We start from the raw sequence: 26,232 nt of genomic DNA on the forward strand, positions 1-26,232 counted from the left end.
CCTTCTAATACCAATTTGTAATTACAATAAAATATAATCGTCATGTGCTTTCAAAAACATAATAATAGTTAATGTAAAATATATTTAAACCCAAATGAAACATTACATAGATGATTAACACACATTTCTAGTATTAATAATATCACTATTTTTTCCTGTATTCAACAAATATTGTCAACGTATTCTTAAAAAAAATGAAGGTTATGCTTTCGTGTAAGTGTTACTAGTTCGGATTCAGCTGTAGATATTTCTTTAGTATGTGAGTCAATTTTCATTTTTCTCACAGCTAAATCCTCACGTAACCTTAACAAATGCATAACCTTCATTTCGGCGGAATTATACGCATAAGTATAATTTCATAACTTAAGCGTTATTTAAATTTATCCATTGGCCATCAAGGAACATCATTCCTGTTTTCATGACTCCATTTGCATCAAAATAATATTTCTTGCCATTTATTGTTTGCCAACCTCTTACCATTTTCCCATTACTGTCTATATAAGACCATGTCTTTCCACTATATAACCAACCATTTTTCAAAGTACCATCATCATTTAAATAATACTTATTCTTATCATAAGTTATCCACCCCTTTTGCATTACACCATGTTCATCCATGTAATACCAGTGTCCTCCATAGAAAGTCCAACCTGTTTGCATTTCTCCAAGATTATTGAAGAAATACCACTTTGCATCATAAGTTGCCCAAGTATTTACTCTCATAGAACCATCGCCTTGAAGGTAATACCAATATCCTTTATCATAAAACCAACCTGTTTGCATGATACCATCTTTGTTTAAGTAATACCAGTTTCCACTTTCTTGTAACCAACCATATTGCATATGTCCATTTATATCTAAAAAGTACCATTGGTTATCATATTTAACCCATTGATTTTTAATTTGAATGCCTGCACCATTATAGAATGTCCATTCTCCTGCAACAAGTACCCATTGGTTAGTTCCTTCTATATCGCCTCTAATTATACTTAGCTTATAAGTAGTTGTCGTTTTTCCATCTTCAGCAGTAACTTCTACCACGACAAGATTTGCACCTATCTCAAGCTTTATATAATCTGATTGTCCATTTGTGTATTCTTTACCATTTACTATGATCTTAGTTTTATCATTTTGTGCCGAAAATAGTACTCTTACCTTTTCAATGTTTCTAGCTACCTTAACACTATAAAGATAAGTTTCCGGATCAAATTTAGGAGACATAGTTCCATCAGTTACAGAAAGGCTACTCAAATTGACATTATCTTTCGAATATCTTCTTGTAACATTTAATATATAAGTATTACTATTCCCTTTAGTATCTTTGACTTTTACATTTATAACATTTCCACCTTCATCTAAACTTATGTAAGGTGAAGTTGCACCACTTGGCACACTCTTACCATTAACTGTGATAGTTGCATTAATATCTTCAGCTACTGGTTTTACACCTATTGAATTAACAGTATTATCTACAGTTGAAGTATATTCATATATGCCTTTGTTAAATGCTGGAGTAAGTGTTCCTGATGTTAATGTTAGTCCTGTAAGTTGAGCACTTCTAAATAATTCTGTACGTGTTACATTAACAGTATATGTACTTGTATCCCCATCTATAGTTGTAAGTACAATTTCAACTTCATTTTCACCTTCGTCTAATTTTATATTTTGACTCTTATTTCCACTACTTACCTTAACCCCTTCAACTTTAATAGTAGACGCATTATCTACAGTAGTTGGAGTAAATGCAATTGTTGATTGGGTAGTTGGTACTGTAATTGAATAATCATAAGTATCAGAATTAAAAGTTGGTGATAAAGTACCAGTTGATGGCACTAATGTTTTTAACTTTGCCTCACCTTTTTTAGTTATTATCAATTTGTATTGTTTAGATGTATTAAGATAAGTTCTAGTTATGTTTATAACATTATTTCCACCAACTAAGTTTACAACATTACTACTTCCACCATTAACAGTATAAGTCATTGGTGTACCACTGCTGTCAAGCAATTCAACTTTAGCAGTCTTTACAGATGATGCTACATCTGGAATTGTATAATTTCCATTATCATCTGTTTGTGTATATGTAAAATCAATAGGACTTTGACTATCTAAAGTAACTTTCAAAGTTCCAAATTCAAGAGATGAATCTGATTCAAATCTAATTTTTATTGGATAAGATACTGACTTCCCTGCACTATCTTTCATAGTAACTGTAAGTGTAAAATCACTATAATCACTTATTGATGAAACTACATAATTGAATCCGTTTGTAGTTCCTGTTTTTGAAATTGTCATTTTACTTGAATTACTACTTGTAGCACTTTCAATAGTATATCCAGATTTAGCTTCCAAAGTAAATGAAGTTCCTATTGGAAGAAACTCACATATATATCCATTTTTAGAATCTCTATCAATGACTTTTTCCGCTCCTGTCAAGTCTCCTATATGGAAAATTAATCCTTGTACTTGAGTTTCTTCAACTGCACTTGCTTTCTTTATACTTCCCATCTGCACAATTGTTAAAAATACAGTAAAAATTAATAAATAGGAAATAATCTTGTTAAAATTAATTTTTTTAGCTTTCATTAATATGTCCCTCCGTTTTTATGCATCTTAATTGTGTAAGAATTTATAGCATTTCGATATTTTAAATATGTACATTGCAATAATTATTTTACAATTAAAAATTCTAATATATTAAAAGTAAATGGTACTTTAATGTAAAAACTTAATTGCAACATATATAATATATTTAAATTAATAAGCTTTTATTTATATATACATAATATGATTATTATCGACTATTTCTAAAAAATCTTTAGCAGTTATTCAATTATCCAAAATTTACCGAACCATCTTGATTGAATTCATAAGTATATCCATCAATGGTTTTAGAGGTTGTCCTCATCGTGCCATCTCCATTAAAATAATAATATTTATCATCTTTATACAACCATCCATGCCTCATATTTCCAACATAATTTAAATAGTACCAATTTTCCTTACTAAAAATCCATTCTCCAGATTTCATGCTTCCATCAAAATTTAAATAATACCATTGATCCTCACATTCCATCCAACCAGTTTCCATAATTCCATGAGAATTTAAGTAATACCATTTCTTATCATAGTATAACCATCCAGTTTTCATATTTCCATTTGCAGTCAAGTAATACCACTTATCATCAATAGATATCCATCCAGTTACCATACTTCCATCTGCTCTTAAAAAATACCATTTATCATTATATTTAATCCAACCGGACTTCATAATTCCATTATTACTTAAAAAGTACCAATCACCTTTGTACATTAACCATCCTGTTTGCATCTCACCTTTAGAATTTAAATAATAATAATTATCCTCATCTTCCATCCAACCAGTTAACATATTTCCTCTGCTATTAAAATAAAAATAGCTTTTATATTTATTATCATAGAACCAAGTATTCTTTAAATATTTACCAAGAGAATCATTATATCTCCATCGTCCATTTACTATTAGCCATTGATTAGGTTTAAGTATGGCATTGATTGAATCTGAAGCATTTGGGGACACTGGGATTCCTAAGTATATATTTAAAGTGTAATTTCCCACCCTTTGAGTATCCTCATCTTTAAGACCTATATTAATGGTATATTTTCCTATGCCATTAAATTTTAATTTAATAGTATTTGTCTCTTCTAACTTTCTGCCATTAACAGTAATTGAATAATTTCCAACTTCGGGTATTGTTTTAAGATCCACTATATCTGTTCCTTGATCTAATTCTATATTATAAAAATTATTGCTTTTATCAAATCCAATAGTGCTATCATTCATATTTATATCGTTTAAATAAACAGTATTTTCCCCACCCCTATATACATAAACAATATATGCTGTTGTACTTTTAGTTTTACTGTCTTCAACTTCTATTTCTAATTTATTTTTACCTTTATCTAAAGTTATTATTTCTCTATAGTTATCATCCTTAGTTACTTCTTGACCATTAATTTTAACGATATCTGAATTACCACTTGGTTTAGCTTTAATTAATATTTGGTCTTCATCTTTATCAACATCTACAATATAAGAATATACATCTTTCGAAAAATGAAGATCATACTCTCCACTTATATAAATATCTTTTAAATAAGGCTTTTCTTCTGCATAAGCTTTTGTAGTTATTAAATTCAAACTATTTGGTTCTATAGCTGAAAAAACACCAATAATAACTACTGCTACAACTATATTTCTAATGCTTTTAATCATGATTCGCCTCTTCTCTTCATATCTATCTCTGTATTAATAATGTTACCATTATAATACTTTACTGTAAACTTAGGTTTCACATGAAAATTCTTAATTTTATATGAATTTTTGTTAACAAATAAAAAAATCGCAGGCGACTGTGGAGCCGTAGATTTTTTTTACGCATCTGCCTTTTCGAACGCATGTGAGAAAAATCTGGCAGGCGAATATATTTATTTTTATTCTTTAGGTTCTAGACAAATCTACTTGAATAGTATGTTATATAAGTTATCCGCAGATTTAATTTAATTATAAATTCCTAAAGAATAAAAAAAGATGGCTCCTACAAAAGTAGAAACCATCTTTTCAAATTTTTAATATTTAATAATATTAAAAGTCAAATTATATATATTTACTCTTAATTATATAAAGCTACATACTAAGAGTAAGTTTTTTTATTTTTAGTATTGAAATTATGAGTTCAAGAAAGAGCAAGCAAACTCGACTTATAATTCATTACTATATCTATTAGGTGACAGTCACTATTTCTCGGTAACTGTCATTGAATATCTTAGAGTCTTAGAGGAAACCCGATTCGCATGCGCTCACTGGGTAAGTGACTCACACCAAATCATAGATTTGGGTTCCCTACTTAACCCAAGCTCCTGATGCATTTAATTTGTATCCATCAACAGTTGTGTTAGCAAGCATTGCACCTGATGCATTTAAGTAGTACCAAGTTCCGTTGTCATTTAACCAACCAGTTTGCATTGCTCCTGATCCAGCTAAGTAGTACCAAGTTCCTCCGTCATTTACCCAACCAGTTTTCATTGCTCCTGATGCATTTAAGTAGTACCAAGTTGATCCATCTTTAACCCAACCAGTTTTCATTGCTCCTGATGCATTTAAGTAGTACCAAGTTGATCCATCTTTAACCCAACCTGTAGCCATAACACCATCAGCTTTTAAGTAGTACCAAGATCCATCTTGAATCCAACCTGTAGCTTTAGTTCCATCAGCTTTGTTATAAGTCCAAGTTCCGTTTGCAGCTTGTACCCATCCAGTTTTAGTTTCTACTGGAGTTTCTGGAGTTGTTGTTGCTTCATCAGCAATTACTGAGTAAACTTCATCTTCTTCATTCCATATAACCATGTTGTCTTGGTCATAAACAGATAATTTTTCCATAGCTCCGTCTACTTTGTATACTTTTGTCCAATCTTCATCATTATCAAATTTGTAAACATATCCGCCTTCTAATCTCCAAATGTTACCATTAGCATCTACATCTACATCTGTAGCATCTTCTGAATCTACATCTGTGATATCAGTATAATAGTATCCATTGCTTGATTTTAATTCTATTGTTTGAACATCTACTGAAGTACCATCTGTATATGCTATAACTTTTCCATCAACTATATTGAATTTAGCGCTAGCAAGTAAAGTTTCTTTAACTCCAGCATCATCTGAAACTACATATGTGTTTACTGTTTTAGCATATTTAGCTCCATCTATATCATCTGAATTTTGAGCTTTAGATATTTTTTGGATAACTTCAAAACTTACTGTACTAGTACCTGCACCTGTAAATGCTCCATTATCAACATTTACATCAATACCATTTATTTTAGTTATTACTTCATCAGCTGTAACTGTGATTGTTGCAGTTCTATAAATATTGTTTGCATCTTGTCCAATTACATTTATAGCTGAAACTGATGCTTTCATTCCTTCTTCAGTATCTTCTGTATTTGTTAATGTAGCTGATTTAGCAGCTGTTGCAGCTTTAATCTTTCCTACATTATAATTTGCATCAATATAATTTCCTTTTGCATCAGTATAAACAACTGTTGCTCCTCCACTTGTTGTATATGTAGTTTTGTACCAATCTTGACTAAATTTCGCTCCTGCAAGTTCTTCTAAATCATCTGAAGTTTTAAGAGCAGCATAATCAATATATCTGTCGTCTGCATCTGATTTGATTTTCTTTCTTAATGCTGTTGCAGCATCGTCTTTATTGTCTTCTGCTAAATCTTCATCTGTTACTGTACCAGTTGATAAATCGACATAGTAATCACCAGAATCTACATTAAGATATTTATCTCCATAAGTACCAGTAATATTTGCTCCTGAATCAATGTTATCTAATTCAGTGTAGTCTCCTGAATTTAATAAATATGCTGCATCTGTATCTCCATCTTTAGTGTTTCCATCAACATAAAAGTTACCATCTTTATAAGCTACTGCTTCGTATATAGTTCCTTCTTGTGAATCTATTTTTTTATAATCTGCTGCACTTACACCTGTTGCTGGTATTATTGAAGCAACTGCTGCTGCTGCAACTAAAAGTGATGTTACTTTATTCATTCTTTTTATCATTTGTTATATTCCTCCTAAAGTTTTATCTCTTGCTTTATCTTTTGTTTTTTTGTCTTATTAAATATAATTTTGCTGTGGTTTCCTTAACCATGAACTTATTCTAACATGATATTCAATCTTTTGGAATAGTTTTTCTTAAAATTATACTATAATTATAATTCCTACAAAACTATTTTAATCCTGTATGTAAATTAAAATACAATTTTACTAAATTATACAATATATATTAGGTGACAGTTACCACTTCTTTTGGGTAGCTGTCACCATCTTTTTGAGTCTTATTTAGAGGAAACCGATTCTTATGTGCTCACTGGGTACTCACAGAGTAAGCGACCATCATTGAATCACAGATTTTGGTTCCCTACTTAACCCAAGCTCCTGATGCATTTAATTTGTATCCATCAACTGTTGTGTTAGCAAGCATTGCACCTGATGCATTTAAGTAGTACCAAGTTCCATTGTCATTTAACCAACCAGTTTGCATTGCTCCTGATCCGTTTAAGAAGTACCAAGTTGATCCATCTAGAATCCAACCAGTTTTCATTGCTCCTGATGCATTTAAGTAGTACCAAGTTGATCCATCTTTAACCCAACCTGTAGCCATAACACCATCAGCTTTTAAGTAGTACCAAGATCCATCTTGAATCCAACCTGTAGCTTTAGTTCCATCAGCTTTGTTATAAGTCCAAGTTCCATTTGCAGCTTGTACCCATCCAGTTTTAGTTTCTACTGGAGTTTCTGGAGTTGTTGTTGCTTCATCAGCAATTACTGAGTAAACTTCATCTTCTTCATTCCATATAACCATGTTGTCTTGGTCATAAACAGATAATTTTTCCATAGCTCCGTCTACTTTGTATACTTTTGTCCAATCTTCATCATTATCGAATTTGTAAACATATCCACCTTCTAATCTCCAAAGGTTACCATTAGCATCTACATCTACATCTGTAGCATCTTCTGAATCTACATCTGTGATATCAGTATAATAGTATCCATTGCTTGATTTTAATTCTATTGTTTGAACATCTACTGAAGTACCATCTGTGTATGCTATAACTTTTCCATCAACTATATTAAATTTAGCATTAGCAAGTAAAGTTTCTTTAACTCCAGCATCATCTGAAACTACATATGTATTTACTGTTTTAGCATATTTAGCTCCATCTATATCATCTGAAGCTTGAGCTTTAGATATTTTTTGGATAACTTCAAAACTTACTGTACTAGTACCTGCACCTGTAAATGCTCCATTTGCAACAGTTACATTAATACCATTTATTTTAGTGATTGCTTCATCAGCTGTAACTGTGATTGTTGCAGTTCTATAAATATTGTTTGCATCTTGTCCAATTACATTTATAGCTGAAACTGCTACTTTCATTCCTTGTTCAGTATCTTCTGTATTTGTTAATGTAGCTGATTTAGTAGCTGTTGCGGCTTTAATTTTTCCTACATTATAATTTGCATCAATATAATTTCCTTTTGCATCAGTATAAACAACTGTTGCTCCTCCACTTGTTGTATATGTAGTTTTGTACCAATCTTGACTAAATTTCGCTCCTGTAAGTTCTTCTAAATCATCTGCAGTTTTAAGCGCAGCATAATCAGTATATCTGTCTTCTGCATCTGCTTTAACTTTCTTTCTTAAAGCTGTTGCAGCATCATCTTTATTGTTTTCTGCTAAATCTTCATCTGTTACTGTACCAGTTGATAAATCAACATAGTAATCACCAGAATCTACATTAAGATATTTCTCTCCATAAGTACCAGTAATATTTGCTCCTGAATCAATGTTATCTAATTCAGTGTAGTCTCCTGAATTTAATAAATATGCTGCATCTGTATCTCCATCTTTAGTGTTTCCATCAACATAAAAGTTACCATCTTTATAAGCTACTGCTTCGTATATAGTTCCTTCTTGTGAATCTATTTTTTTATAATCTGCTGCACTTACACCTGTTGCTGGTATTATTGAAGCAACTGCTGCTGCTGCAACTAAAAGTGATGTTACTTTATTCATTCTTTTTATCATTTGTTATATTCCTCCTAAAGTTTTACCTCTTGATTTATCTTCTGTATTTATCTTTTGTTTTATTTTTCTGTCGGTTTACAAATATTATTATATCAAGTCATTTCGACCTTGTCCACTATTTTTGTATATTTTTGTAGTTTTTATACGTATTTCTTTAATAAAATTATTGTTATCACGTGAAATTTATTCTTTTAGTGTTAAATAGTATTCATATTTGTAAAATATAGTATAATTTTTAAAGAAGTTAACCCATGTGTAAAGTGATTCATACTAAGTCGTTTTTTTAAGATCACTACCATACCGCTAATCGAAAGAAAAGTATCATCTTAAACAAAATGAAACAACATTTGATGTTTAAATATATATGCACAGAAATCGCCGAAAAGAAAGGTACTCTGTTGTGACCGTTATTCCACAACAGAGTACCCTTTATTTCTTTTTGTTTATTTGGCTTGCACTTGAAAGACCGTATTTTCTTTGCTTCATACTCAAAACACAAAATGACTATTGTCACTTCTTACTTTTTTATTTATGCACTTGTCCTTGCGAATTTCTAAAATCCACATCTTCCACGTAAATTATTATCAGTAACCAATGCTCTTATCCTATTATAATGTTCTTCTATTTCACCTGGAATATGAACATGAGCAATAAAATTCTTCCCACAAGGTCCATATCCATTAACATCATCTTTTAATCTTGGTATTTCTCCCATAATAAGTTGTAAATATCTTTGTTCATCCCAAATGCCATCAATATCTTTATTAGTTAGTTTTAAATTACTATCAATAACAGGAATAAATGGAGAGTAGTTTATGAGCTTTACTTTCTTATTATCAATGTATTTTAGAAATGATGCATAGGTTCTAAGTTGCATAGTAGGATCTTGAATTAAAATGAGAGAATTATATTGAATATGTAATTCATTTAATAGATTGATTGCTTTTAGAGCATTATCGCCACAATTAGTAGATTGATTTTCTACTATAATCTTATGATCTGGAATATTATAAATTTTAGTCATAATATCAAAAAATATATCCGCTTCTGCTCTGTTTTCCACTTGAATGCAATTGAAGCTTTCATCTTTTCTTATTTGATCTCTTAGTATTGCAGTTGAATGTCCTATTCCACCATTAATTAGAATTCTATCACACAAGTTGTTTTTATATGCTTCTACAGCACATTTAATAGTGTAAGGAATAGAATTACCTAATAAAATCAATATATCTACCTTTTTAATTTCAGCTGATTTTTCAAGCTCCGTGCAATCTAATTTATCAATATCTCTTGCAGCAAGAAATTTAGCTATTTTATTAACAGAGTGTTGAATTTGTTCATTGTTCATTTTCATCCTCCTATTCAGGTGACAGTCACCCTCAGGTATAAAGTGTCATTTGCTTATAATAACTTATTTATACGATAAATATATTCATTGAAATCTTTCAAATGGCTTTCAATAATAACTTGTACAACCTTTAAATTTAAAGTTCTATAATCATGAACTGCAACATTCCTAAATACTACCATTGATTTCATTTTTTTATTTAATGCATCATCTATTATATTATTAGAATTAAGTACTTCAAAAGAATCTCTACTGTTTTGTGGTATCCCTAATCTTTTTTCTGATACAATATGCATAGCTAAATCTATAGCTGCTTCACATGCCCTTTGTATATTTAAAATTATTGAATCTTGTTTTGTATAATCATTTAAATTTTCAGGATTATTATCATATACTTCATTAATCCTATTTATACATCTCTCAATAGTCTTACCTTTCAAGGAAACTCGACTCGCATTCGCTCCCTGAGTAAGCGATTCACTCCAAATCACAGATTTGGGTTCTCTGCTTATAATAACTTCACGTTCTTCATTTAACATTGCATAAGACTTAAAAGTTCTCATTTCAAAATACATACGTTTAGTATCATCACTACAATATATGTTTTTCCCTGTTCCAACTACTTGAGCTTTAAATACTGTGGATGACGTATTTAAATTTATAAGATCGACTTCTCTTTTAAAAATATCAGCCAATTCCTGTGCTTTCATGAAACATTTATATGGATCCACATCCTCATCTGTCAAAAATGCAATGTCAATATCACTATCTATCCTAAGTTCATTTCTGGATGCAGATCCAAATAAATATATTACTATAGGGTTAAATTCTTCTTTTAAATTTTCAATAGCTTTATTTAATTCAATATCCAAAATCGCTCCTCCTAACAAAATTTAATATAAATACTCTTATAATTATTATAACACTTAGGTGACAGTCACCACATAATTAGTTTCTTCATCTGCTATTCTCCTGCCTCAGAGGAATTTTCATATATGATTTTCCATAATAATTTATATGCTTTTTTATATTACTCATTTATACCTCAATTTCAATACTTTTTATAAATGTTTATTTTTATTTAAAAATATTCCCCAACTCTAATAATGCATACACTCACTTACACTAACTATATATTAATATTATATCCAATAAACTATTTACTTAAAACAAAAAACAGGTAAGATTTTATTGTATTACCTAATCTTATCTGTTTATTATTACTCTATACCTTATACTTGCAATTCATGTTTTTAGTACAGTGCAAGTGATTCACACTAAATTATTTAATTAAACTCGACTCACACCAAAATCATTTTTTAAGGAGGAACCAAATATAAAAGCTCAAAGAGAAAATTCTGCTTACCAAATATAAAATTTTTAGCATCACTTTTTGGACTCTCACTTATCTACCTAACCCAATTTCCATTTGTATCTAGTTTATAGCCGCTCACTGTTGCATTTGAAGGCATTTCACCTGATATATTTAGATAATACCAATTACCGCCATCATTTAGCCAGCCTGTTTTCATTGCTCCTGAATTATTTTACCTAAATTATAATCAGCATCAATGTATTTACCAGTTTTATCACTATAAATAAAAACTTTATATTATTTCACAGTTTATAAAGCAAATGTTAGATGTTATAATATAAACGTATACATGATTATTATGGGTGGGGGAATTTACTATGAATAACAATTTAAAAAAGATAATTGCATTTACTATTATATGTACAGCTTTTTCAACATGGGTACCATCAACTATACACATAGGAAATCAATATGCATATGCATATTCTGACAATAAACTAACTAGCTTAAAGATATCCTCAGGAATTTCTGGAATAGGAATTTATAGTAGTAAATCATATAAAAGTGACTATAAAATAAAAAGTGGTGATAAAGTTCCACTTGTTAGTTACTCAAAAATTCCTTCAAATCAAACAAATATTAAATTAAACTTAATTGAAACTAATGCTGCGGATACAAGGGGATTTGTAGGAAATGATAGTCTAAAGCTTACTGATATTTATAGTTCAATAAAAATTGAAAAAGGTGAAAAAAAATCAATTTATATAAGACTTTATGATTCTAAAAATTCTACTGATGATGAATACACTATAGAATATAAGCTTATTGTAGAAAGAGAAGATAATGGAGAAGATGATTCTGAATTAGAAACTGAAATTGTAACTACACAAGATTATGATGATATTTATTTAAATAAATTGCTTTTATATTCCAATAATGAAATAATTAATTTTACCTTTGATAAAAGTCAATCTATATATAACATAAATGTTGATGAAAACAAAACGTATTTTAAAATTAAAGCTGTTCCAGAACAAGAAAGTTACGATTTATTCATTAATGATAAAGAAGTAGATACTAAAGGTGATAATAAATATACAAAGGAAATATCATTAGATAAGGGAATAAATATTATAAAGATTAGAATTAAAAGTGAAGACTACGAACGAAGAGAATACTTTTTAAATGTAACAAGAGGAAAAACTAAATCAGTAACTGCCCAAACAAATACTACTAATAAGACTACAGTTCCTACTACCGACAATAATAGTCCACAAAATATACAAATAGGTGCAGCTTGGCAATATAGAAAAGCTGATGGAACTATGGCAATAGGATGGACAAGTATAGCAAATGAATGGTATTATTTTGATTCAACAGGCGCATTGAAAACAGGATGGTTACAAGATACTACTGGAAAATGGTATTATCTGAACGAATCAGGAGTTATGGCTAAAGATACCATGATTGCTGGATATAAGTTAGGTTCTGATGGAGTATGTATTATCAAATAATATTACAATACTCAACTATTTTTTCTTCAAATTTTTGTTTTCCAGCTGGCACTTCCTAAAATCTTAAGTAGGCTAGAGAATCACTTCCCTAGCCTTTCTCAAATTAGTTGGTGACAGTCACCGTATTCATAAAACAAAAAACAGACAAGATTCTCTTGCTTCAAATCCTTCCTAAATTATCAGCCAATTCTCCTATTGCATCAACATATTCATTGACTATTCTACTTGCAATTTCATTTGCTAAATTTTCATTATATATATATGATGTAGAATTTCTATCTTCTAATAAACTAATCCAAACTTTATCATCAAATATTAAATTATTTACATATGCTTTTTTATATATTGTACGTGGAAATGAATTTTCAAGGGTTACACCTAAATATTTCATGAATTCTCTAAGCGTTTTATGAGTAAGTTCATAAGTAAATTCAAATCTTTGAATTAGACTATCTCTTATTATATCATTCTTTCCATCATATAAATTACTTACTTCAACAAGTCTATCATAAGATTTTTTTAAATTCATGTATTTAAAATCAACGCTTCTCATAAATAACCACGCCCTCCTTTTTTATCTGTTCTATAAATAACCCATCATTTATATCCTTCATATCTGAAAAATCAAACTCTAATAAAGTACTAGTATTCAATTCAATATCTTCAATAAAATCTACTATTGAATTATCACAATTTTTATCAAATAAATAGTACTCTACTTATGGTAATTTCCTCAAAATATCATATATCCCTATTAGTAAAGAAATAATTTAGTTTGTTTCCTTTATTAATAAGAAACAAGGAGGTGATATTTATGACAATTAATGAATTAATAGGACTTATTGGAAATGTTGGTTTTCCTGTGGCTGTGAGTGCTTACTTACTTATCCGCTTAGAGAAACAAATAGATTCATTATCAAGTTCAATCAATAAACTCAATACCATAATATCAGCTAAAATTGGCATGGCTATTGATAGCTCTGGCGAGAATATTAATTCTAAAATTATTTCTTAAATTTTACTTTTATATTTCCATATGATTTTCATGAACAAATAAATTTTTAAAAAATAGAACAACTTTTTAAACTAACCATATATCTTATATGAATCGGAAAGGAGGTGAGACAATGGCTGCAAGTAAAGTTGTAAATGAAACTACTCTTAGCATCGAAGTTCAAAAATCAGTAGATAAAGCTGGGGATCCAATCTACAACAAAAGGACTTTCTCAAATGTGAGAAATGATGTTGACACTCAAAATGCCTATGATGTAGCAGAAGCTATTAAAGGCGTTTTAGAAGCTTCTACTGGAAATACATTCTTAAATGTTATTTCTAATGTAGTTAACGCTTAGTCAATTAATACTCTTTATTTGGCACACACTTTGAGCAATTGTTTTAGAAAACTCTACTTAGAAAGGAGGTGATGTAAATGGAATATATATTAGCTATGACTTTCATAACTGAATATGGTTTAAAATCCACTATTAATATAAACGGGGTTAAGCCTACATTAACACAAGCTGATGCTAACGCTTTAATGGATACCATAATAGCTAAAAATGTTTTTGCTGTGGAATCTGGAGCTTTTATTAGCAAAGATACTGCTAAATTAACTGAAAGAAAAGTTACTAAATATGAGGTAGCTTAGTAAAAAAGAACGCTAAATCTTTAAACGGAAGATTTGGCGTTCTTTTCTTTTGCTCTACAAAACTATTTAATCTAAATCATCTATTATAGAATGTAAAAACTCCACTAAATTTATACATTTAGATAAACTAGATGACTCCATCATATTTTCAAACAAAGGTTTGGTCTTTTTGCAATATAACTATTACTAAACTTGATAATTTTTACAATTAAGTATGTTAAACTTTTCTTGAAACCATATATATTAAAGTAAAATACGTGTGCTTTAGCTTTCTATGGCAACGCTTATTTTTAATATTTAATACATATGGAGGTGCTATATTAATGGATTTTAAAGAAATTGAAACCTTAGTTTCTTCTGCAAAAGCTCAAAATAAATTATCAAAGGAAAGATTAGCAGAGGAATTTACACCATTTATAATAAATCTTTCTAATAAGACTTTTATTAGTGGCTATGATGCTAAAGATATACAAAATGAATGTTTCAGAATACTTTTTAAATGTGTTTCTGTGTATAAATTAGAAAAACATAGATTTGTTGCTTATGCTACTAATGGAATTAAAAATAGCATTAATGATTTAATAAGAAAAAGTAAAAATAGAAGTTCTTCAGAAGGCTTTGAAGCACTAACACTTTCTGATAATTTAGAGCATATCCTCCCTTCTACAGAATGTGGATTAGACGAAATGCTATGTGGTAAAGATGATTGTGAATCATTAAGACAAGCTTTTAATAATCTAGATGAAGATGAAAAAGAGCTGATTATTTTTGTTTACTTTAAAAATAACTCTTTGCAAACATATGCATATTGGAAAAATATGTGCTATTCTACAGCTAATAGAAAGAAAAGAATCATCTTAAACAAAATGAAACAAGTTATATCTTAAAAATGCCTAAATAAAGGGTACTCTGTTGTTTCGCTTACTGAACAAAAGAGTACCCTTTATTTCTGGTTTGGATACACATATATTTAAACTTGGTATTATAAAAAAATACAATTACCAGCCAAGTAATGCTCTTTCTAATTTATCGTAGTCATAATTCCGAGGTTCGAAATTATTGAAATTCAAATTTTTGTGCTTTTTAGATTCATACCTAAATTTTCCTTTTGATTGATTTGCACAATCTTTAGGATATCCTTCTTCTTTCCAATTTTTTAGTATTCCATTAATATAATTCATTCTAGGTTTATTAACTTCTAATGCTCTGTCAATAGCAAATTTAACATTCTCTCCACCATAAATAGACACTGCAGTCTTAATTGAATGCAAGCTGCTTCCTTTGATTTTTTTAGGAAGTTTGTTAATATACTCAAGTATATCAACTTCACTAAAAGTATCAGCGCTTATTTCAACCTCAATATTGCTCACTATATTGCTTTCGATCTCAGTATTACTATCTTTCCTGCTCTCAGTCTCATTACTGGTCTCATTATCATTATCTGTCCTTTTCTCTGTCTCATTACTCCTCTCTGTCTTATTCTTATTCTTATTCTTGTTCTCTTTCTCTTTCTTATTCTGTTTAGTTACGGTAACGTTACTATAATTAGTACACTCCTCTTCAAAATTTTGTTCAAAAGTATTATCATAATCATCTTCTAAATCATATTCATCAATATTATCAGAGCTTTCTTCTAAATCAATTTTAATAGTATTACCACAATCATCAATTTGATTATTATTCTCCTCAGCAGTTTCATTTCTGTTTGTTTTATTCTTTGCTCTATATTTCTCAACACGTTTTCTCGTTTGTTCTCTAATTTTATCCATACTTTCAACATTTTGATGTTTATCCCAACTTAAAATATTGATTATGTTATTTTCATCAATATTTATCATCTTTAAATCCTCTAACATTTTTAATGCAAATTCTATTAATTCTATTGGTCTATTAAATATTATAGAAAGCATTTCTCTTGTATATGGAATATTTTCACTTAAAAATATTCTTCCAGCTGCATTAGTCTTTCCTGCTTGAATAAGTAATCTTATCCATACATAATGAACTACATCCCTATTAGGCATTGAATCTAATATTTTCATTTTTTCATCATCACTCATTCCAAGATCTAATTTAATCCATTTAATTATACCCATAATTCGCCCTCTCATATTTTTAAATTTAGAATACACAATTAATGCTCTTTATCCGATAGCTAGCCTCCATAACACTTCAGGAAATTTAACATAAGAACTCCAAGTAGAGCTTCTTGGAGTTTTGTTCCTTAACTATTCATTGTTAATTACTTTTAGGTGGAATTCTTTTTATAACATTATTAAGCCAAAAGTCTTTTTCTATTTGGATAATCATATTAATTATCTCTTCATCCCTTAAAACTTCCTTATATACAAATTTTTTGCCACCAATTAATGATGCTATATATGCTTTATCAGCTTTAGAAACCCTCATATAATGTTGACATTCAAGTAAGTAACTGGCTGGTAGCTCTCCCCCATCCCATTCTCTAGGTAAAAAAACGTTTTCTGTCTTACATATTAAAATTGCATTTTCTCCTACAATCTTTCTATGAATATTTCCTATAATAAAGTCATATTCTTCATCTATTAATTGTTTATTTTCTTTTCTGACCTTTTTTTCACTTCTAATTGAAAACTCCCTTGAAAGTGTTTCTTTTGCATTACAATCCCAATAATCAGCTTCACTTGCATCTTTCTCTAGTATATTTTCCACATTTTTATCTTGTTCAAGCAAAGCTATTTTTTCTAAATATAGATTACAGGCGCTTTTTCTTTTATTTATACCCATAATAGAACTAATATCTATAGCATCAATTCCAACTTTTATATTTTTTAATAAATTCCCTTTTAGCATTATCATTCCCCTTTTAATTTTAAATTCAGCCTTTGAATACGTTTTTATTTAAGTTATTTTGTAATTTACTCATTCTATTAAAATAAACTTATTTCTCCAAATATTATTTTCATGTCAACACCAAATATAGATGCTATCAATTTTCTATTTCTTTTAGTTGGAATTACTTTACCATTTTCCCAGTTCCACCAAGCCTTTTGTGTTGTAATACATTTATCAGCAGCTTTTTTTATTGACCAATCATGAAATTTTCTTAAACGTTTTATTCTTTCATACCACTTAAGATTTTCAAGCGTGTCAGTTAATATTTTCCCTAAATTATACATATTAATTCCCCCTTCATGCCTTAATTAAGTCCGTGTTATTATTTTACATAAGATCCATATTTATTTCAAAACCATAAATCTCTAAAAAAAACCTTTTAGCCTATAATAAATCTTATTTTTTACTTTATTGAGTGTTTTATTTAACTTCTCATATAGGATTACGTGAAATATGTATTTTTCGCTATCATCCTTTTTTTTACAATTAAATGTGTTAATATTATTTTAATATATATACTTATTGCATTTTATAATTTGCAATTAATTTGATTATTTACACTTGGAGGTGTTCTCTTAATGGATTTTATAGAAATTGAAAGTTTAGTAGCTAATGCTAAAACCCACAACAGATTATCAAAAGAAAAATTAGCAGAAGAATTTAAACCATTTATAATAAATGTTTCTAATAGAACTTTTATTAATGGCTATGACAGGCAGGACATAGAAAATGAATGTTATCAAATATTATTTAGATGCGTTTCCTTATACGATTTGAGTAAACATAAGTTTGTTGCTTATGCTACCAATGGAATAACAAATAGTATTAATTATCTAATAAAAAAAAGCATAAATAGAAGGTCTTCTGAAGGATTTGAGGCATTATCTTTCTCTTATAACTTAAAACATAAACTTCATTCTACGCATTTGAATTTAGAAGAAATATTATGTACTAAGGAAAAATTTGAAGCACTAAGAGCAATAATTAATAATTTAAACGGCGAAGATAAAGAATTAATATTGTTTGTTTACTTTAAAAATAATTCTTTGAAAAATTATGCTCATTTGAAAAATATGTGCTACTCCACAGCTTATAGCAAGAAAAAGGGGGTATTAGACAAAATAAAAAAGGAGTTATCTGTATTAAATTTTTAAAACAAAAAAACACTTCACTAAGCATTAAATTTAGTGAAGTGCTTGTATTTGTTAATTTGCGAGCCTCTGGGTGTTGGTAAATGAGTTTGTGACTAATTTTTCATCATATTATTAAAAATAGATGGATAATCTCTATCTCCGCGTAAAACTCTCAAAATATTTATTTATTCTAAATCATCTATTGCAGATTGTAAAAATTCTACTTTATATCTTGCCATTGATTAAATCCTTCATTCTGCTACTTGGATTAATGGAGTGTTTAATTTGTTTGTTATTTTATTTCACGTATCTTATCTTGGATAAATACCTCATATAAATGTTCTGCTGTATGCTCTAATCCTGTTTCATGCATAGTTACATATTGCTTTAGCATATCATCTACAGTTATTAAATCTATTAATTTACTACATGGTATATCATATTTATAGCTAACATAATTATAAACTTTTCCTATCCAATACAGTTTGTTTCCATAATAATATTTATCCTTATCGCTCTTTTGGTAATCAACATTTTCTAATAAATCTCTTATTACTACTGCTCCTATTTTCCCTATCCAATAAGGATGCCCTTGCTCTACTTTTTTCCTATGGGTTGATTTCATAAAACATTTAATCATCCAAGGTATATCAATACTCGGAAGAAGACTACTTCCATCTTGAAATGCCGATATAATTTGTTTTTCTATATCAGTAAAATAAACTTCATCATAAGTTACATATTTATTATTCCTATTATCCAAGACTATCTCCCTCCTAATAAATCTCTTACAAAAGTTTTACCATCATTAAAACTTTTCTGTAATAATTGTCTAAAGTAAAGTCTGGCTGTTTTATCATTCATAAGATAATCATCATATAATTCATTAGCACTACACAAATCACTACATACATACTTAATTTCATCAAATGCTATACTGCTAATTAAAACAAATTGTCTGCCTAACTTTCCTAAGTTTAGCGCATCTGCTAAAACTTCTAATGCTAATTGATTAGATAAAAAACTTTCAGCTATCTGAAAATAACTATCATCTGCTCTATATCCGGTAATTATATCATAATTTTTTACATCTATCTTTAAGTATTTCTTAATAAACTTTCTTCTAATAAATTCAACATCATCATCTAGATTATTAGGAATTCTATTATTCAATAATATAGCCATCCATAACAAAATATCATCTTTATCTAAATTTAATATATTTAATCCCTCTATATCTATTTCATATTTATTATTATATCCATCTTCTCCTTTGTTTACTGACCAAAGACTACCTGCCCTATTATCATCTATACAATAAAATCCTATACCATAATCATTATTTATTTTGCCATATCCATATACAGGTACTTTAACAATATCAGTACTGCCATGATAAACAGTTTTTATATTACTCATTTACCTCAATCACCATATCTTTCATTAATAACTTTAATTCATATTGAATTGCTAAAGTTGTTATTAGAATTCATATACTTACGTTCCTATAATATTAACTTCATATTAATATTATATCCCATAAGCTATCTGCTTAAAACAAAAACAGATAAGATTTTAATTAATTCATCTTACCTGTTATCTTTATTTCTATATTATTTTAAACTTCTACCTGGTAATTTTTATTTTCCCCGGGGTACTTCCAACGTGCGAAGGGCTGAGGTTGCTTTTGTTGGTATATCTGTCATTTTTGCTTTTACTGGATTCAAACGAACACACCTGCTATTTTCTGACATTTATTTATCATCCTCAATAAGTTCTGAATGATATCTATCTTGAAATAAATGACCAATATAATTGTATTTCTTATTACTGTTTTGTTCCATTCGCTTTAATCAAAACAATGGATATATATTTTTAGAAATATCTCTTTGATATACAATATTTAAAAAAGAAAAACACCTTACTAAACATTTAATTATAGTAAAGTGTTTGTACCTGGAAACTTTTGTTTTCCCTGGGGTGCTTCCGAGCTCCGTGCGAGTGAGGTTGCTAATATGATAAATAGCTCCCTTATACCATGTGATTTTTGCTGTTGGCATCATTATTTCTCCCTATAATTTTTCATTATCTGAAGTATAGACATAAATATTTTATTTAAACAGAAAACAGATAAGATCTTTATTATCTTATCTGTCTTATCTAATTATATATTAATTTAAAACTTGTACCTGGAAAATTTTAGACCTTTGAGGTTGTTGAGGGGAATGAAATGACCCTCTTGCTATTAGAAGGGGCATCTTCAACAGATGGCTTTTCAACTAATCCTTTTACTTTGCAAACTCTATCATATATTTGTATTCCATCAACTATACCATACTTAGATACATCTTCTTTTGCTACTATTTGCACTCCTAATATAGTCGTTTTATATTCATTATAACAATCAATAAGTTGTTTTAAGCAGGGTGTTTCGTCTGTAATTTTTTCAGAAAATTTGATACTATTATTAATAATTTGTATTTGATGATATAATTGATTATATCATTAAAATAGGAGGCTTTATATGTATACTACTGAAAATACTTTCAAATTTGATAAAAATACTACTACTCTGTTAAAAGGAATCGCAATAATACTAATGATTATACATCATTTCTTTGGCTTTCCCAAATGGATAATAGCTCCAAATTGCTATATTCCTATAGGCTTGACTATTAACAATCTCCCCCTTGAACAAGTTATTGCCACCTTCAACAAAATATGTGTGGGTTTATTTTTATTTGTAACTGGGTATGGCATGTTTTTCTCATATAATAAGAATAATTATTATAGAAAAAGTTTTAAAAAATTAATTAAATTTTTATCAAACTATTGGATTATTATGATCCTACTTTTTATTCCAATTAAAATATATTTAGGTAAATTCAATTTTAATTTGAAGGATATTTTCCTAAATATGTTCGCTTATAAGACATCATATATTACTTTTGCATGGTATGTTAGATTTTATATTGAAATTATAATATTTTTCCCATTATTAAAAAAATTAATAAAGAATAACTGCTATTATTCTATTTTTATCTCAATTATTCCATTTAACATTATTAACTATCTTATTATAAAACAAGGATATAGCTCGCTAATTCCAATTAATTTTGTATATGAATTTTTCTATTGGGTACCTATTCTAATGTTAGGATATATTTTTGCTAAGTTTAACATTTTTCAATACATAAAACATAAATTTATTCATTTGGACTTAGATAATATTTATATATATTTTTTTCTTTGTCTTTTAATATTTGCTTTCCGAACAAAATTCAAATTAATTTCCGGAACTAATATAGATATACTTTGTGTACCTTTCTTTATATTCTCTATAATTAATATAACATCCATTATTAATTATAGTGTAGTAAACAGAACCCTAATATTACTAGGAAAACATTCATTAAATATATGGTTTTTACATAATATATTCTTTATTGGAAATTCTAAAATACAATCTATTGCCTATTATCCTAAGCTACCTATTTTAATTATAATTTGGGTATTTGTTTTGGTTCTACCACTTTCTTATATAATAAATTCTATATTAATTCAACTTGAAAATTTATTTATTAAAATCGTAAGCGTAAAAAAATTAACGGATAGATAAATATAAACCTTAATTGTTAAAATTAACATAGATTTTAGCAATGGAGGTTTACTTATATGAACAATAATGAAAATATAAATTGGAGAGAAATTGTTGCAGCGTTTTCTTCTTACGAAGGAACGTTAGGAAAATTCTGCAATGCAAATCAAATTACTAAAAGTCAATTTTATTACTATAAAAAGAAATTTAAGGATGAAGATAATAATTTACAGTTTCATGCAATTTCCATGAGAGAAGAAAGAGTAACAACTGAAATCACAGTAGTTCCAACTGATAGACCTAATATAATAATAGAAATAGGAGCAGCTAAAATATATGTACCGGCTAATGAAATAGCTGTTTTGAGTAATCTACTTAAGGATTTGATTACAAATGTTTAATCTTAATAAAGTTAATACAGTTTATCTTGCATGTGGAATAACAGATTTGAGAAAAAGTATTGATGGACTAGTAGTGATTGTGCAAACGCAGCTAAAGTTAGATCCGTTTGAAAAAGTCTTGTTTGTTTTTTTCAATAGGCAAATGAATAGAATTAAGATACTTCACTTTGATGAAGGATTCTAGTTGTACTATTTCCGACTTGAAAATAGTAAATTAAAATGGCCGATGACTCCAGACGAAGCTCTTAAAATCAACAAAGAGTAATTGAAATGGTTGCTTATGGGATATGAAGTTAGAATTAAGTCTAAATTTAAGCCAATTGAAGTAAGAAATAGCTTTTAAAACAAATATTGCTGTAAACCCTTAATTTTGAACTTTTACAAGTTTCGGAATTGAGGGTTTTGTGGTAATATGTCCCTATATTTATTGCGAGATATAGGGATGGATATTTTAAATTTAGAAGATCAACTTGATGAAAAAACAAAATTATTGATTTATAAAATGGAAAAAGACATTGAATCAAAAGATAAGGAAATTGATGATTTAAAAAAGGAATTGGCTTTTCTTAAAGGACAGATTCTTAATAAAAACAGAAATATTTTTGGACAATCTAGTGAACAAGTTGATTCAAGACAGCTCTCACTTTTTAATGATGCTGAAAAAAACAGTGATCTTAAAATAGATGAGCCTACTATTGAAGAAATTACATATACAAGAAAAAAATCATCTTCTCATTTAGGAAAGAAAGATAATTTATCCGGCCTAGCTAGAGTTACAATTGAACACAAACTTGATGAATCCGAAGCAGTTTGCGATAAATGTGGAAATAATTTAGTAGTAATAGGAAAAAAATCAAAAGAAATTTTAAAATATAAACCAGCAGAACTTTACATAGAAGAACATATTTCATATACATATGCTTGCAAAAATTGCGAAGCGGATGCTGATAAATCCAATATAATTTCTGCAAAAATGCCAAATACTTTCTTATATAAGAGTATGGCTTCAAATGAATTATTAGCTCATTTTGTGAGCATGAAATATCAATATGCAATGCCATTATATAGAATGGAATCATATTTTAAGATGATGGATGTTAATCTTTCAAGGCAGACATTATCTAACTGTATAATAAGTTGTGCAAATGAACTTCAGCCTGTTTTTGATTATATGAAAGATGAACTCTTAAGAAGAAATTATATCCATGCTGATGAAACCTATGTAAAGGTTATTGAAGAAAACGAAAAAGACTCCAACTCAAAAAGGTTCATGTGGCTATATCGCTCCGGAGGCATAGAGAATCAGATAATTTTATATGATTATCTGAAAACAAGATCCGGCACTTGTGCTGAAGAATTTCTTGAAGGTTTCTCGGGATATCTTCAAACAGATGGATATGATGGCTATAATAAAGTTAAGAATATAAAAAGACTATACTGTATGGCCTATATTCGAGGAAAATTCTTTGATATAATATCAACATTAAACCCTGAAGCTCTAAAGCAGTCTCACGCATTAGAAGGGTTTAATTATTGTGAGCAACTTTATGAAGTTGAAAAGGATTTAAGGGAACAATATATAGGCTGTGATGATTATTATGGTGATCGACATACAATAATGCTTAAGAAATCTGCCCCTATTTTTAATAAATTTAAAGAATATGTAGATACTGAAATTGTTAATGCCCTTCCTAAAAGTCCATTAGGCAAAGCACTCGCATATGCTCAAAAATTGTTACCAAATATGAAAACTTTCTTGACAGATGGATGCCTTGAAATTGATAATAATGCAGCTGAAAGAGCTATAAAGCCATTTGTAATTGGCAGAAAAAACTGGATGTTTTCCAAGACAGTAAAAGGCGCAAAATCAAGTGCAGTGCTTTATAGTATTACTGAGACGGCTAAAGCTAATGGCTTAGCAGTGGAAAAGTATTTAGTATATTTATTTGAAATGTTTGCAAATTCAGAAGTTAAGGAAAGGGACATACTAGAAAAATGTATGCCATGGTCTGAAGGCATTCCAGATGAACTGCGCATTAAGACTACCAAATAATTATTTCTATATAAAATTATACCCAACAGAGAATATAAGTTTTTCTGTTGGGTTTATTTTATCACTTAAATTATGCTACCGCTACGCGTCGATTCCTTGACGCTTACTTTACAACATATATAGTTTAGTATTTAATTTATTTTCATAAATAAATTTTCAAGTTGAATTAATATAGAATTTACTATATAGGGAAGTGGTAAAACCAAAATAAATACCCACATTATAATTAAAATAGGTAGTTTCGGATAATAGGCTATAGATTGTATTTTAGAATTTCCAACAAAAAATATATTATGTAAAAACCATACTTAACTCATAACAACTGGTAATAATTTAGGCTCTGTAACTCTTTCATAAAAGAATTGATTTAAAAAATTTAATGCTGAAACTTCATTTCTACTAAATAGTAATACAATAAGAGTATATATTACTAAAAATAAAAAATATTTTTCCTGAATTTTTAAAATACCTTTAATATTTTTTATACTCGAATTAACATGTGAAAAACTCCATCCTGCAAAAAAAAAAAGAATGGAACATCTATCAATAATGTTATACTGCGAATAATAGTAGGTACGTATGAACTTCCAGACCAAAAAGCAGTATGTATTATAATAATATTAATTGCAGCTGACTCTCTTAAAAAATTAATATAATAATCACGTTTTAGACTCATCTGTATTCTACTTAAAGTAATATTTTTATTCTAACAATCTAATCTCTCTTTCTAAATGTAAATACTTTCATAAGAATAAACGTGATTGGTACACCAATAACTGCCGCTAAAGCAAATACAATGAGTTTATTCCATGTAAATATATTATAAAATAAAAATACCATTATATTTTGTATAATAAAATTAGGAATATAAGATATGAAAAATTTTATGAACTTATTAAAGCTCAACTGTTCCTCGAAGACAAAACTGCTATTTAAAATATATGATATAAGCATTGAGGACAAATATCCAATTATAAATGAAATATTAACATCTAAAAATATTGAATAAATACTTGAAAATAAAATCCCAGTTATAGTATTAATGCAACCTATAAATAAAAATTTAATAAATTGCTTAGTTAAAAGTATTGTTTTAATCTTTTTTAGCTTACTAGGATTATATTTACCCCACTCAATTATCTTTGTTTGACTAACTATATATGATTTTTTAGCTATTTTCGAGAGAGGCTCATCCGACAAAGAGTCAGAGTAAAACGATTCTATCTTTACGTTAGGAAACTGTTTTTTTAGTTCAATCACCTTTTCTTCACCATAACAATTTTCAGCCTCACATATTCCCGTATACTTGTTTACTTTAGAAGCTATTAATTTTTCTATCCCAATCTTTTTGCATATTGGTTTTAATAAAAATTCAGGAGAGGCAGAAATAACTAAATCTGAATCTCTCTTATTAAATAAATACCATTCTTTAATTTTAAATTGCTTTTCATTCCAAAAAACATTAATCATGTGATCGATATTATCTAAGCCTTTTAGAAAAGAATAAAACTTTTCTTTAAATTGTAATTTTGTATAGTTTCCAAATATATATCTTATAAATCCATAGATTTGAATTGGAAAATATTTAAGTAGTGATGGTTTTCTCTTTAGTGAAAATAAATAAAAGTCTATTGTACTGTCCCCATCATAAATAGTTTTATCAAAATCATAAACATTCATTTTTTCTTTCCCCCATTAATTTT

General features: G+C 28.4%; 25 protein-coding genes and 2 pseudogenes. 10 read left to right on the forward strand and 17 right to left on the reverse strand.

Features of this window, described 5'->3' with window-relative positions; all coding sequences use genetic code 11:
- Nucleotides 1-363: 363 nt before the first annotated feature.
- From DIC82_02350 to DIC82_02380, 7 genes are all read right to left on the reverse strand, one after another.
- A complete protein-coding gene (locus DIC82_02350) occupies nt 364-2,586 on the reverse strand; it encodes a cell wall-binding protein (GenBank protein AWK50002.1) in 2,223 nt (740 codons plus the stop codon).
- Between the two features lie 247 nt (nt 2,587-2,833).
- On the reverse strand, nt 2,834-4,255 hold the full coding sequence (locus DIC82_02355) for a cell wall-binding protein (GenBank protein ID AWK50003.1): 1,422 nt from the start codon (nt 4,253-4,255) through the stop codon (nt 2,834-2,836).
- 627 nt (nt 4,256-4,882) lie between these two features.
- The gene (locus DIC82_02360) at nt 4,883-6,613 is read right to left on the reverse strand and encodes a cell wall-binding protein (GenBank protein ID AWK50004.1); all 1,731 of its coding nucleotides are present in this window, start codon (nt 6,611-6,613) and stop codon (nt 4,883-4,885) included.
- Between the two features lie 361 nt (nt 6,614-6,974).
- On the reverse strand, nt 6,975-8,645 hold the full coding sequence (locus DIC82_02365) for a cell wall-binding protein (GenBank protein AWK50005.1): 1,671 nt from the start codon (nt 8,643-8,645) through the stop codon (nt 6,975-6,977).
- 553 nt (nt 8,646-9,198) lie between these two features.
- Nucleotides 9,199-9,993, reverse strand: a complete 795-nt coding sequence (locus tag DIC82_02370) for a YdcF family protein (GenBank protein AWK50006.1) — start codon at nt 9,991-9,993, stop codon at nt 9,199-9,201.
- Between the two features lie 53 nt (nt 9,994-10,046).
- Nucleotides 10,047-10,532: a hypothetical protein gene (locus tag DIC82_02375; protein AWK53017.1), complete on the reverse strand. Its 486-nt coding sequence runs from the start codon at nt 10,530-10,532 to the stop codon at nt 10,047-10,049.
- Nucleotides 10,533-11,402: 870 nt separating this feature from the next.
- The gene (locus DIC82_02380; GenBank protein ID AWK50007.1) at nt 11,403-11,525 is read right to left on the reverse strand and encodes a hypothetical protein; all 123 of its coding nucleotides are present in this window, start codon (nt 11,523-11,525) and stop codon (nt 11,403-11,405) included.
- A 160-nt stretch (nt 11,526-11,685) separates the two neighbouring features.
- Between DIC82_02380 and DIC82_02385 the strand changes: the two genes are divergently transcribed.
- Nucleotides 11,686-12,822, forward strand: a complete 1,137-nt coding sequence (locus tag DIC82_02385) for a cell wall-binding protein (protein ID AWK50008.1) — start codon at nt 11,686-11,688, stop codon at nt 12,820-12,822.
- Nucleotides 12,823-12,982: 160 nt separating this feature from the next.
- On the opposite strand, the gene DIC82_02390 is transcribed toward DIC82_02385, so the two are convergent.
- Complete coding sequence (locus tag DIC82_02390; GenBank protein AWK50009.1) at nt 12,983-13,375, reverse strand: nucleotidyltransferase; 393 nt, start codon at nt 13,373-13,375, stop codon at nt 12,983-12,985.
- A 261-nt stretch (nt 13,376-13,636) separates the two neighbouring features.
- Between DIC82_02390 and DIC82_02395 the strand changes: the two genes are divergently transcribed.
- The 4 genes from DIC82_02395 to DIC82_02410 all read left to right on the forward strand — a co-directional run bounded on the left by DIC82_02395 (nt 13,637) and on the right by DIC82_02410 (nt 15,357).
- On the forward strand, nt 13,637-13,837 hold the full coding sequence (locus DIC82_02395; protein AWK50010.1) for a hypothetical protein: 201 nt from the start codon (nt 13,637-13,639) through the stop codon (nt 13,835-13,837).
- Nucleotides 13,838-13,949: 112 nt separating this feature from the next.
- Nucleotides 13,950-14,174, forward strand: a complete 225-nt coding sequence (locus tag DIC82_02400) for a hypothetical protein (protein AWK50011.1) — start codon at nt 13,950-13,952, stop codon at nt 14,172-14,174.
- 77 nt (nt 14,175-14,251) lie between these two features.
- Nucleotides 14,252-14,470, forward strand: coding sequence for a DUF2922 domain-containing protein (locus DIC82_02405; GenBank protein AWK50012.1), 219 nt, complete (start codon nt 14,252-14,254; stop codon nt 14,468-14,470).
- A 323-nt stretch (nt 14,471-14,793) separates the two neighbouring features.
- Nucleotides 14,794-15,357: a sigma-70 family RNA polymerase sigma factor gene (locus tag DIC82_02410; protein AWK50013.1), complete on the forward strand. Its 564-nt coding sequence runs from the start codon at nt 14,794-14,796 to the stop codon at nt 15,355-15,357.
- 111 nt (nt 15,358-15,468) lie between these two features.
- On the opposite strand, the gene DIC82_02415 is transcribed toward DIC82_02410, so the two are convergent.
- The 3 genes from DIC82_02415 to DIC82_02425 form a co-directional block, all read right to left on the reverse strand.
- Nucleotides 15,469-16,566, reverse strand: coding sequence for a hypothetical protein (locus DIC82_02415; GenBank protein AWK50014.1), 1,098 nt, complete (start codon nt 16,564-16,566; stop codon nt 15,469-15,471).
- Nucleotides 16,567-16,708: 142 nt separating this feature from the next.
- Entirely contained in the window at nt 16,709-17,308 is a 600-nt protein-coding gene (locus DIC82_02420) for a hypothetical protein (protein ID AWK50015.1), read from the reverse strand.
- A 71-nt stretch (nt 17,309-17,379) separates the two neighbouring features.
- Complete coding sequence (locus DIC82_02425; GenBank protein ID AWK50016.1) at nt 17,380-17,628, reverse strand: XRE family transcriptional regulator; 249 nt, start codon at nt 17,626-17,628, stop codon at nt 17,380-17,382.
- A gap of 294 nt (nt 17,629-17,922) precedes the next feature.
- On the opposite strand from DIC82_02425, the gene DIC82_02430 reads away from it, so the two are divergent.
- Nucleotides 17,923-18,498 carry a sigma-70 family RNA polymerase sigma factor gene (locus DIC82_02430; protein ID AWK50017.1) on the forward strand — a complete coding sequence of 192 codons (576 nt, stop codon included), beginning with the start codon at nt 17,923-17,925 and terminating at the stop codon, nt 18,496-18,498.
- Nucleotides 18,499-18,769: 271 nt separating this feature from the next.
- Here DIC82_02430 and DIC82_02435 read toward each other — a convergent pair whose 3' ends face one another.
- From DIC82_02435 to DIC82_02455, 5 genes and pseudogenes are all read right to left on the reverse strand, one after another.
- Nucleotides 18,770-19,240 carry a hypothetical protein gene (locus DIC82_02435; GenBank protein AWK50018.1) on the reverse strand — a complete coding sequence of 157 codons (471 nt, stop codon included), beginning with the start codon at nt 19,238-19,240 and terminating at the stop codon, nt 18,770-18,772.
- 2 nt (nt 19,241-19,242) lie between these two features.
- A complete protein-coding gene (locus DIC82_02440; protein AWK50019.1) occupies nt 19,243-19,896 on the reverse strand; it encodes a hypothetical protein in 654 nt (217 codons plus the stop codon).
- Nucleotides 19,897-20,234: 338 nt separating this feature from the next.
- Nucleotides 20,235-20,306 (reverse strand): annotated as a pseudogene (locus DIC82_02445) (transposase).
- A 24-nt stretch (nt 20,307-20,330) separates the two neighbouring features.
- Complete coding sequence (locus tag DIC82_02450; GenBank protein ID AWK50020.1) at nt 20,331-20,537, reverse strand: hypothetical protein; 207 nt, start codon at nt 20,535-20,537, stop codon at nt 20,331-20,333.
- A gap of 184 nt (nt 20,538-20,721) precedes the next feature.
- Nucleotides 20,722-20,910, reverse strand: a pseudogene (locus DIC82_02455) (UTP--glucose-1-phosphate uridylyltransferase).
- Between the two features lie 91 nt (nt 20,911-21,001).
- Between DIC82_02455 and DIC82_02460 the strand changes: the two are divergent.
- The 4 genes from DIC82_02460 to DIC82_02475 all read left to right on the forward strand — a co-directional run bounded on the left by DIC82_02460 (nt 21,002) and on the right by DIC82_02475 (nt 24,529).
- The gene (locus DIC82_02460) at nt 21,002-22,096 is read left to right on the forward strand and encodes a hypothetical protein (protein ID AWK50021.1); all 1,095 of its coding nucleotides are present in this window, start codon (nt 21,002-21,004) and stop codon (nt 22,094-22,096) included.
- Between the two features lie 56 nt (nt 22,097-22,152).
- A complete protein-coding gene (locus DIC82_02465; GenBank protein ID AWK50022.1) occupies nt 22,153-22,476 on the forward strand; it encodes a hypothetical protein in 324 nt (107 codons plus the stop codon).
- Nucleotides 22,469-22,660 carry a hypothetical protein gene (locus tag DIC82_02470; GenBank protein ID AWK50023.1) on the forward strand — a complete coding sequence of 64 codons (192 nt, stop codon included), beginning with the start codon at nt 22,469-22,471 and terminating at the stop codon, nt 22,658-22,660. Before DIC82_02465 ends, DIC82_02470 begins: the two co-directional genes overlap by 8 nt.
- Nucleotides 22,661-22,888: 228 nt before the next feature.
- Entirely contained in the window at nt 22,889-24,529 is a 1,641-nt protein-coding gene (locus DIC82_02475) for an IS66 family transposase (GenBank protein AWK50024.1), read from the forward strand.
- A 714-nt stretch (nt 24,530-25,243) separates the two neighbouring features.
- Here DIC82_02475 and DIC82_02480 read toward each other — a convergent pair.
- Complete coding sequence (locus DIC82_02480; protein ID AWK50025.1) at nt 25,244-26,209, reverse strand: polysaccharide biosynthesis protein GtrA; 966 nt, start codon at nt 26,207-26,209, stop codon at nt 25,244-25,246.
- Nucleotides 26,210-26,232: the final 23 nt, after the last annotated feature.

Origin of the sequence: Clostridium beijerinckii, from assembly GCA_003129525.1 — a bacterium.
Classification (GTDB): Bacteria; Bacillota; Clostridia; order Clostridiales; family Clostridiaceae; genus Clostridium; species Clostridium beijerinckii_D.

Coding starts and splice junctions, on each gene's coding strand:
- DIC82_02360 (AWK50004.1), bottom strand. CDS start 6,613: ATGATAAAAAGAATGAATAAAGTAACATCACTTTTAGTTGCAGCAGCA.
- DIC82_02350 (AWK50002.1), bottom strand. CDS start 2,586: ATGAAAGCTAAAAAAATTAATTTTAACAAGATTATTTCCTATTTATTA.
- DIC82_02430 (AWK50017.1), top strand. CDS start 17,923: ATGGATTTTATAGAAATTGAAAGTTTAGTAGCTAATGCTAAAACCCAC.
- DIC82_02470 (AWK50023.1), top strand. CDS start 22,469: ATGTTTAATCTTAATAAAGTTAATACAGTTTATCTTGCATGTGGAATA.
- DIC82_02370 (AWK50006.1), bottom strand. CDS start 9,993: ATGAACAATGAACAAATTCAACACTCTGTTAATAAAATAGCTAAATTT.
- DIC82_02395 (AWK50010.1), top strand. CDS start 13,637: ATGACAATTAATGAATTAATAGGACTTATTGGAAATGTTGGTTTTCCT.
- DIC82_02400 (AWK50011.1), top strand. CDS start 13,950: ATGGCTGCAAGTAAAGTTGTAAATGAAACTACTCTTAGCATCGAAGTT.
- DIC82_02385 (AWK50008.1), top strand. CDS start 11,686: ATGAATAACAATTTAAAAAAGATAATTGCATTTACTATTATATGTACA.
- DIC82_02390 (AWK50009.1), bottom strand. CDS start 13,375: ATGAGAAGCGTTGATTTTAAATACATGAATTTAAAAAAATCTTATGAT.
- DIC82_02365 (AWK50005.1), bottom strand. CDS start 8,645: ATGATAAAAAGAATGAATAAAGTAACATCACTTTTAGTTGCAGCAGCA.
- DIC82_02380 (AWK50007.1), bottom strand. CDS start 11,525: ATGAAAACAGGCTGGCTAAATGATGGCGGTAATTGGTATTATCTAAAT.
- DIC82_02460 (AWK50021.1), top strand. CDS start 21,002: ATGTATACTACTGAAAATACTTTCAAATTTGATAAAAATACTACTACT.
- DIC82_02405 (AWK50012.1), top strand. CDS start 14,252: ATGGAATATATATTAGCTATGACTTTCATAACTGAATATGGTTTAAAA.
- DIC82_02375 (AWK53017.1), bottom strand. CDS start 10,532: ATGTTAAATGAAGAACGTGAAGTTATTATAAGCAGAGAACCCAAATCT.
- DIC82_02425 (AWK50016.1), bottom strand. CDS start 17,628: ATGTATAATTTAGGGAAAATATTAACTGACACGCTTGAAAATCTTAAG.
- DIC82_02420 (AWK50015.1), bottom strand. CDS start 17,308: ATGATAATGCTAAAAGGGAATTTATTAAAAAATATAAAAGTTGGAATT.
- DIC82_02355 (AWK50003.1), bottom strand. CDS start 4,255: ATGATTAAAAGCATTAGAAATATAGTTGTAGCAGTAGTTATTATTGGT.
- DIC82_02475 (AWK50024.1), top strand. CDS start 22,889: ATGTCCCTATATTTATTGCGAGATATAGGGATGGATATTTTAAATTTA.
- DIC82_02415 (AWK50014.1), bottom strand. CDS start 16,566: ATGGGTATAATTAAATGGATTAAATTAGATCTTGGAATGAGTGATGAT.
- DIC82_02440 (AWK50019.1), bottom strand. CDS start 19,896: ATGAGTAATATAAAAACTGTTTATCATGGCAGTACTGATATTGTTAAA.
- DIC82_02465 (AWK50022.1), top strand. CDS start 22,153: ATGAACAATAATGAAAATATAAATTGGAGAGAAATTGTTGCAGCGTTT.
- DIC82_02410 (AWK50013.1), top strand. CDS start 14,794: ATGGATTTTAAAGAAATTGAAACCTTAGTTTCTTCTGCAAAAGCTCAA.
- DIC82_02450 (AWK50020.1), bottom strand. CDS start 20,537: ATGCCAACAGCAAAAATCACATGGTATAAGGGAGCTATTTATCATATT.
- DIC82_02480 (AWK50025.1), bottom strand. CDS start 26,209: ATGAATGTTTATGATTTTGATAAAACTATTTATGATGGGGACAGTACA.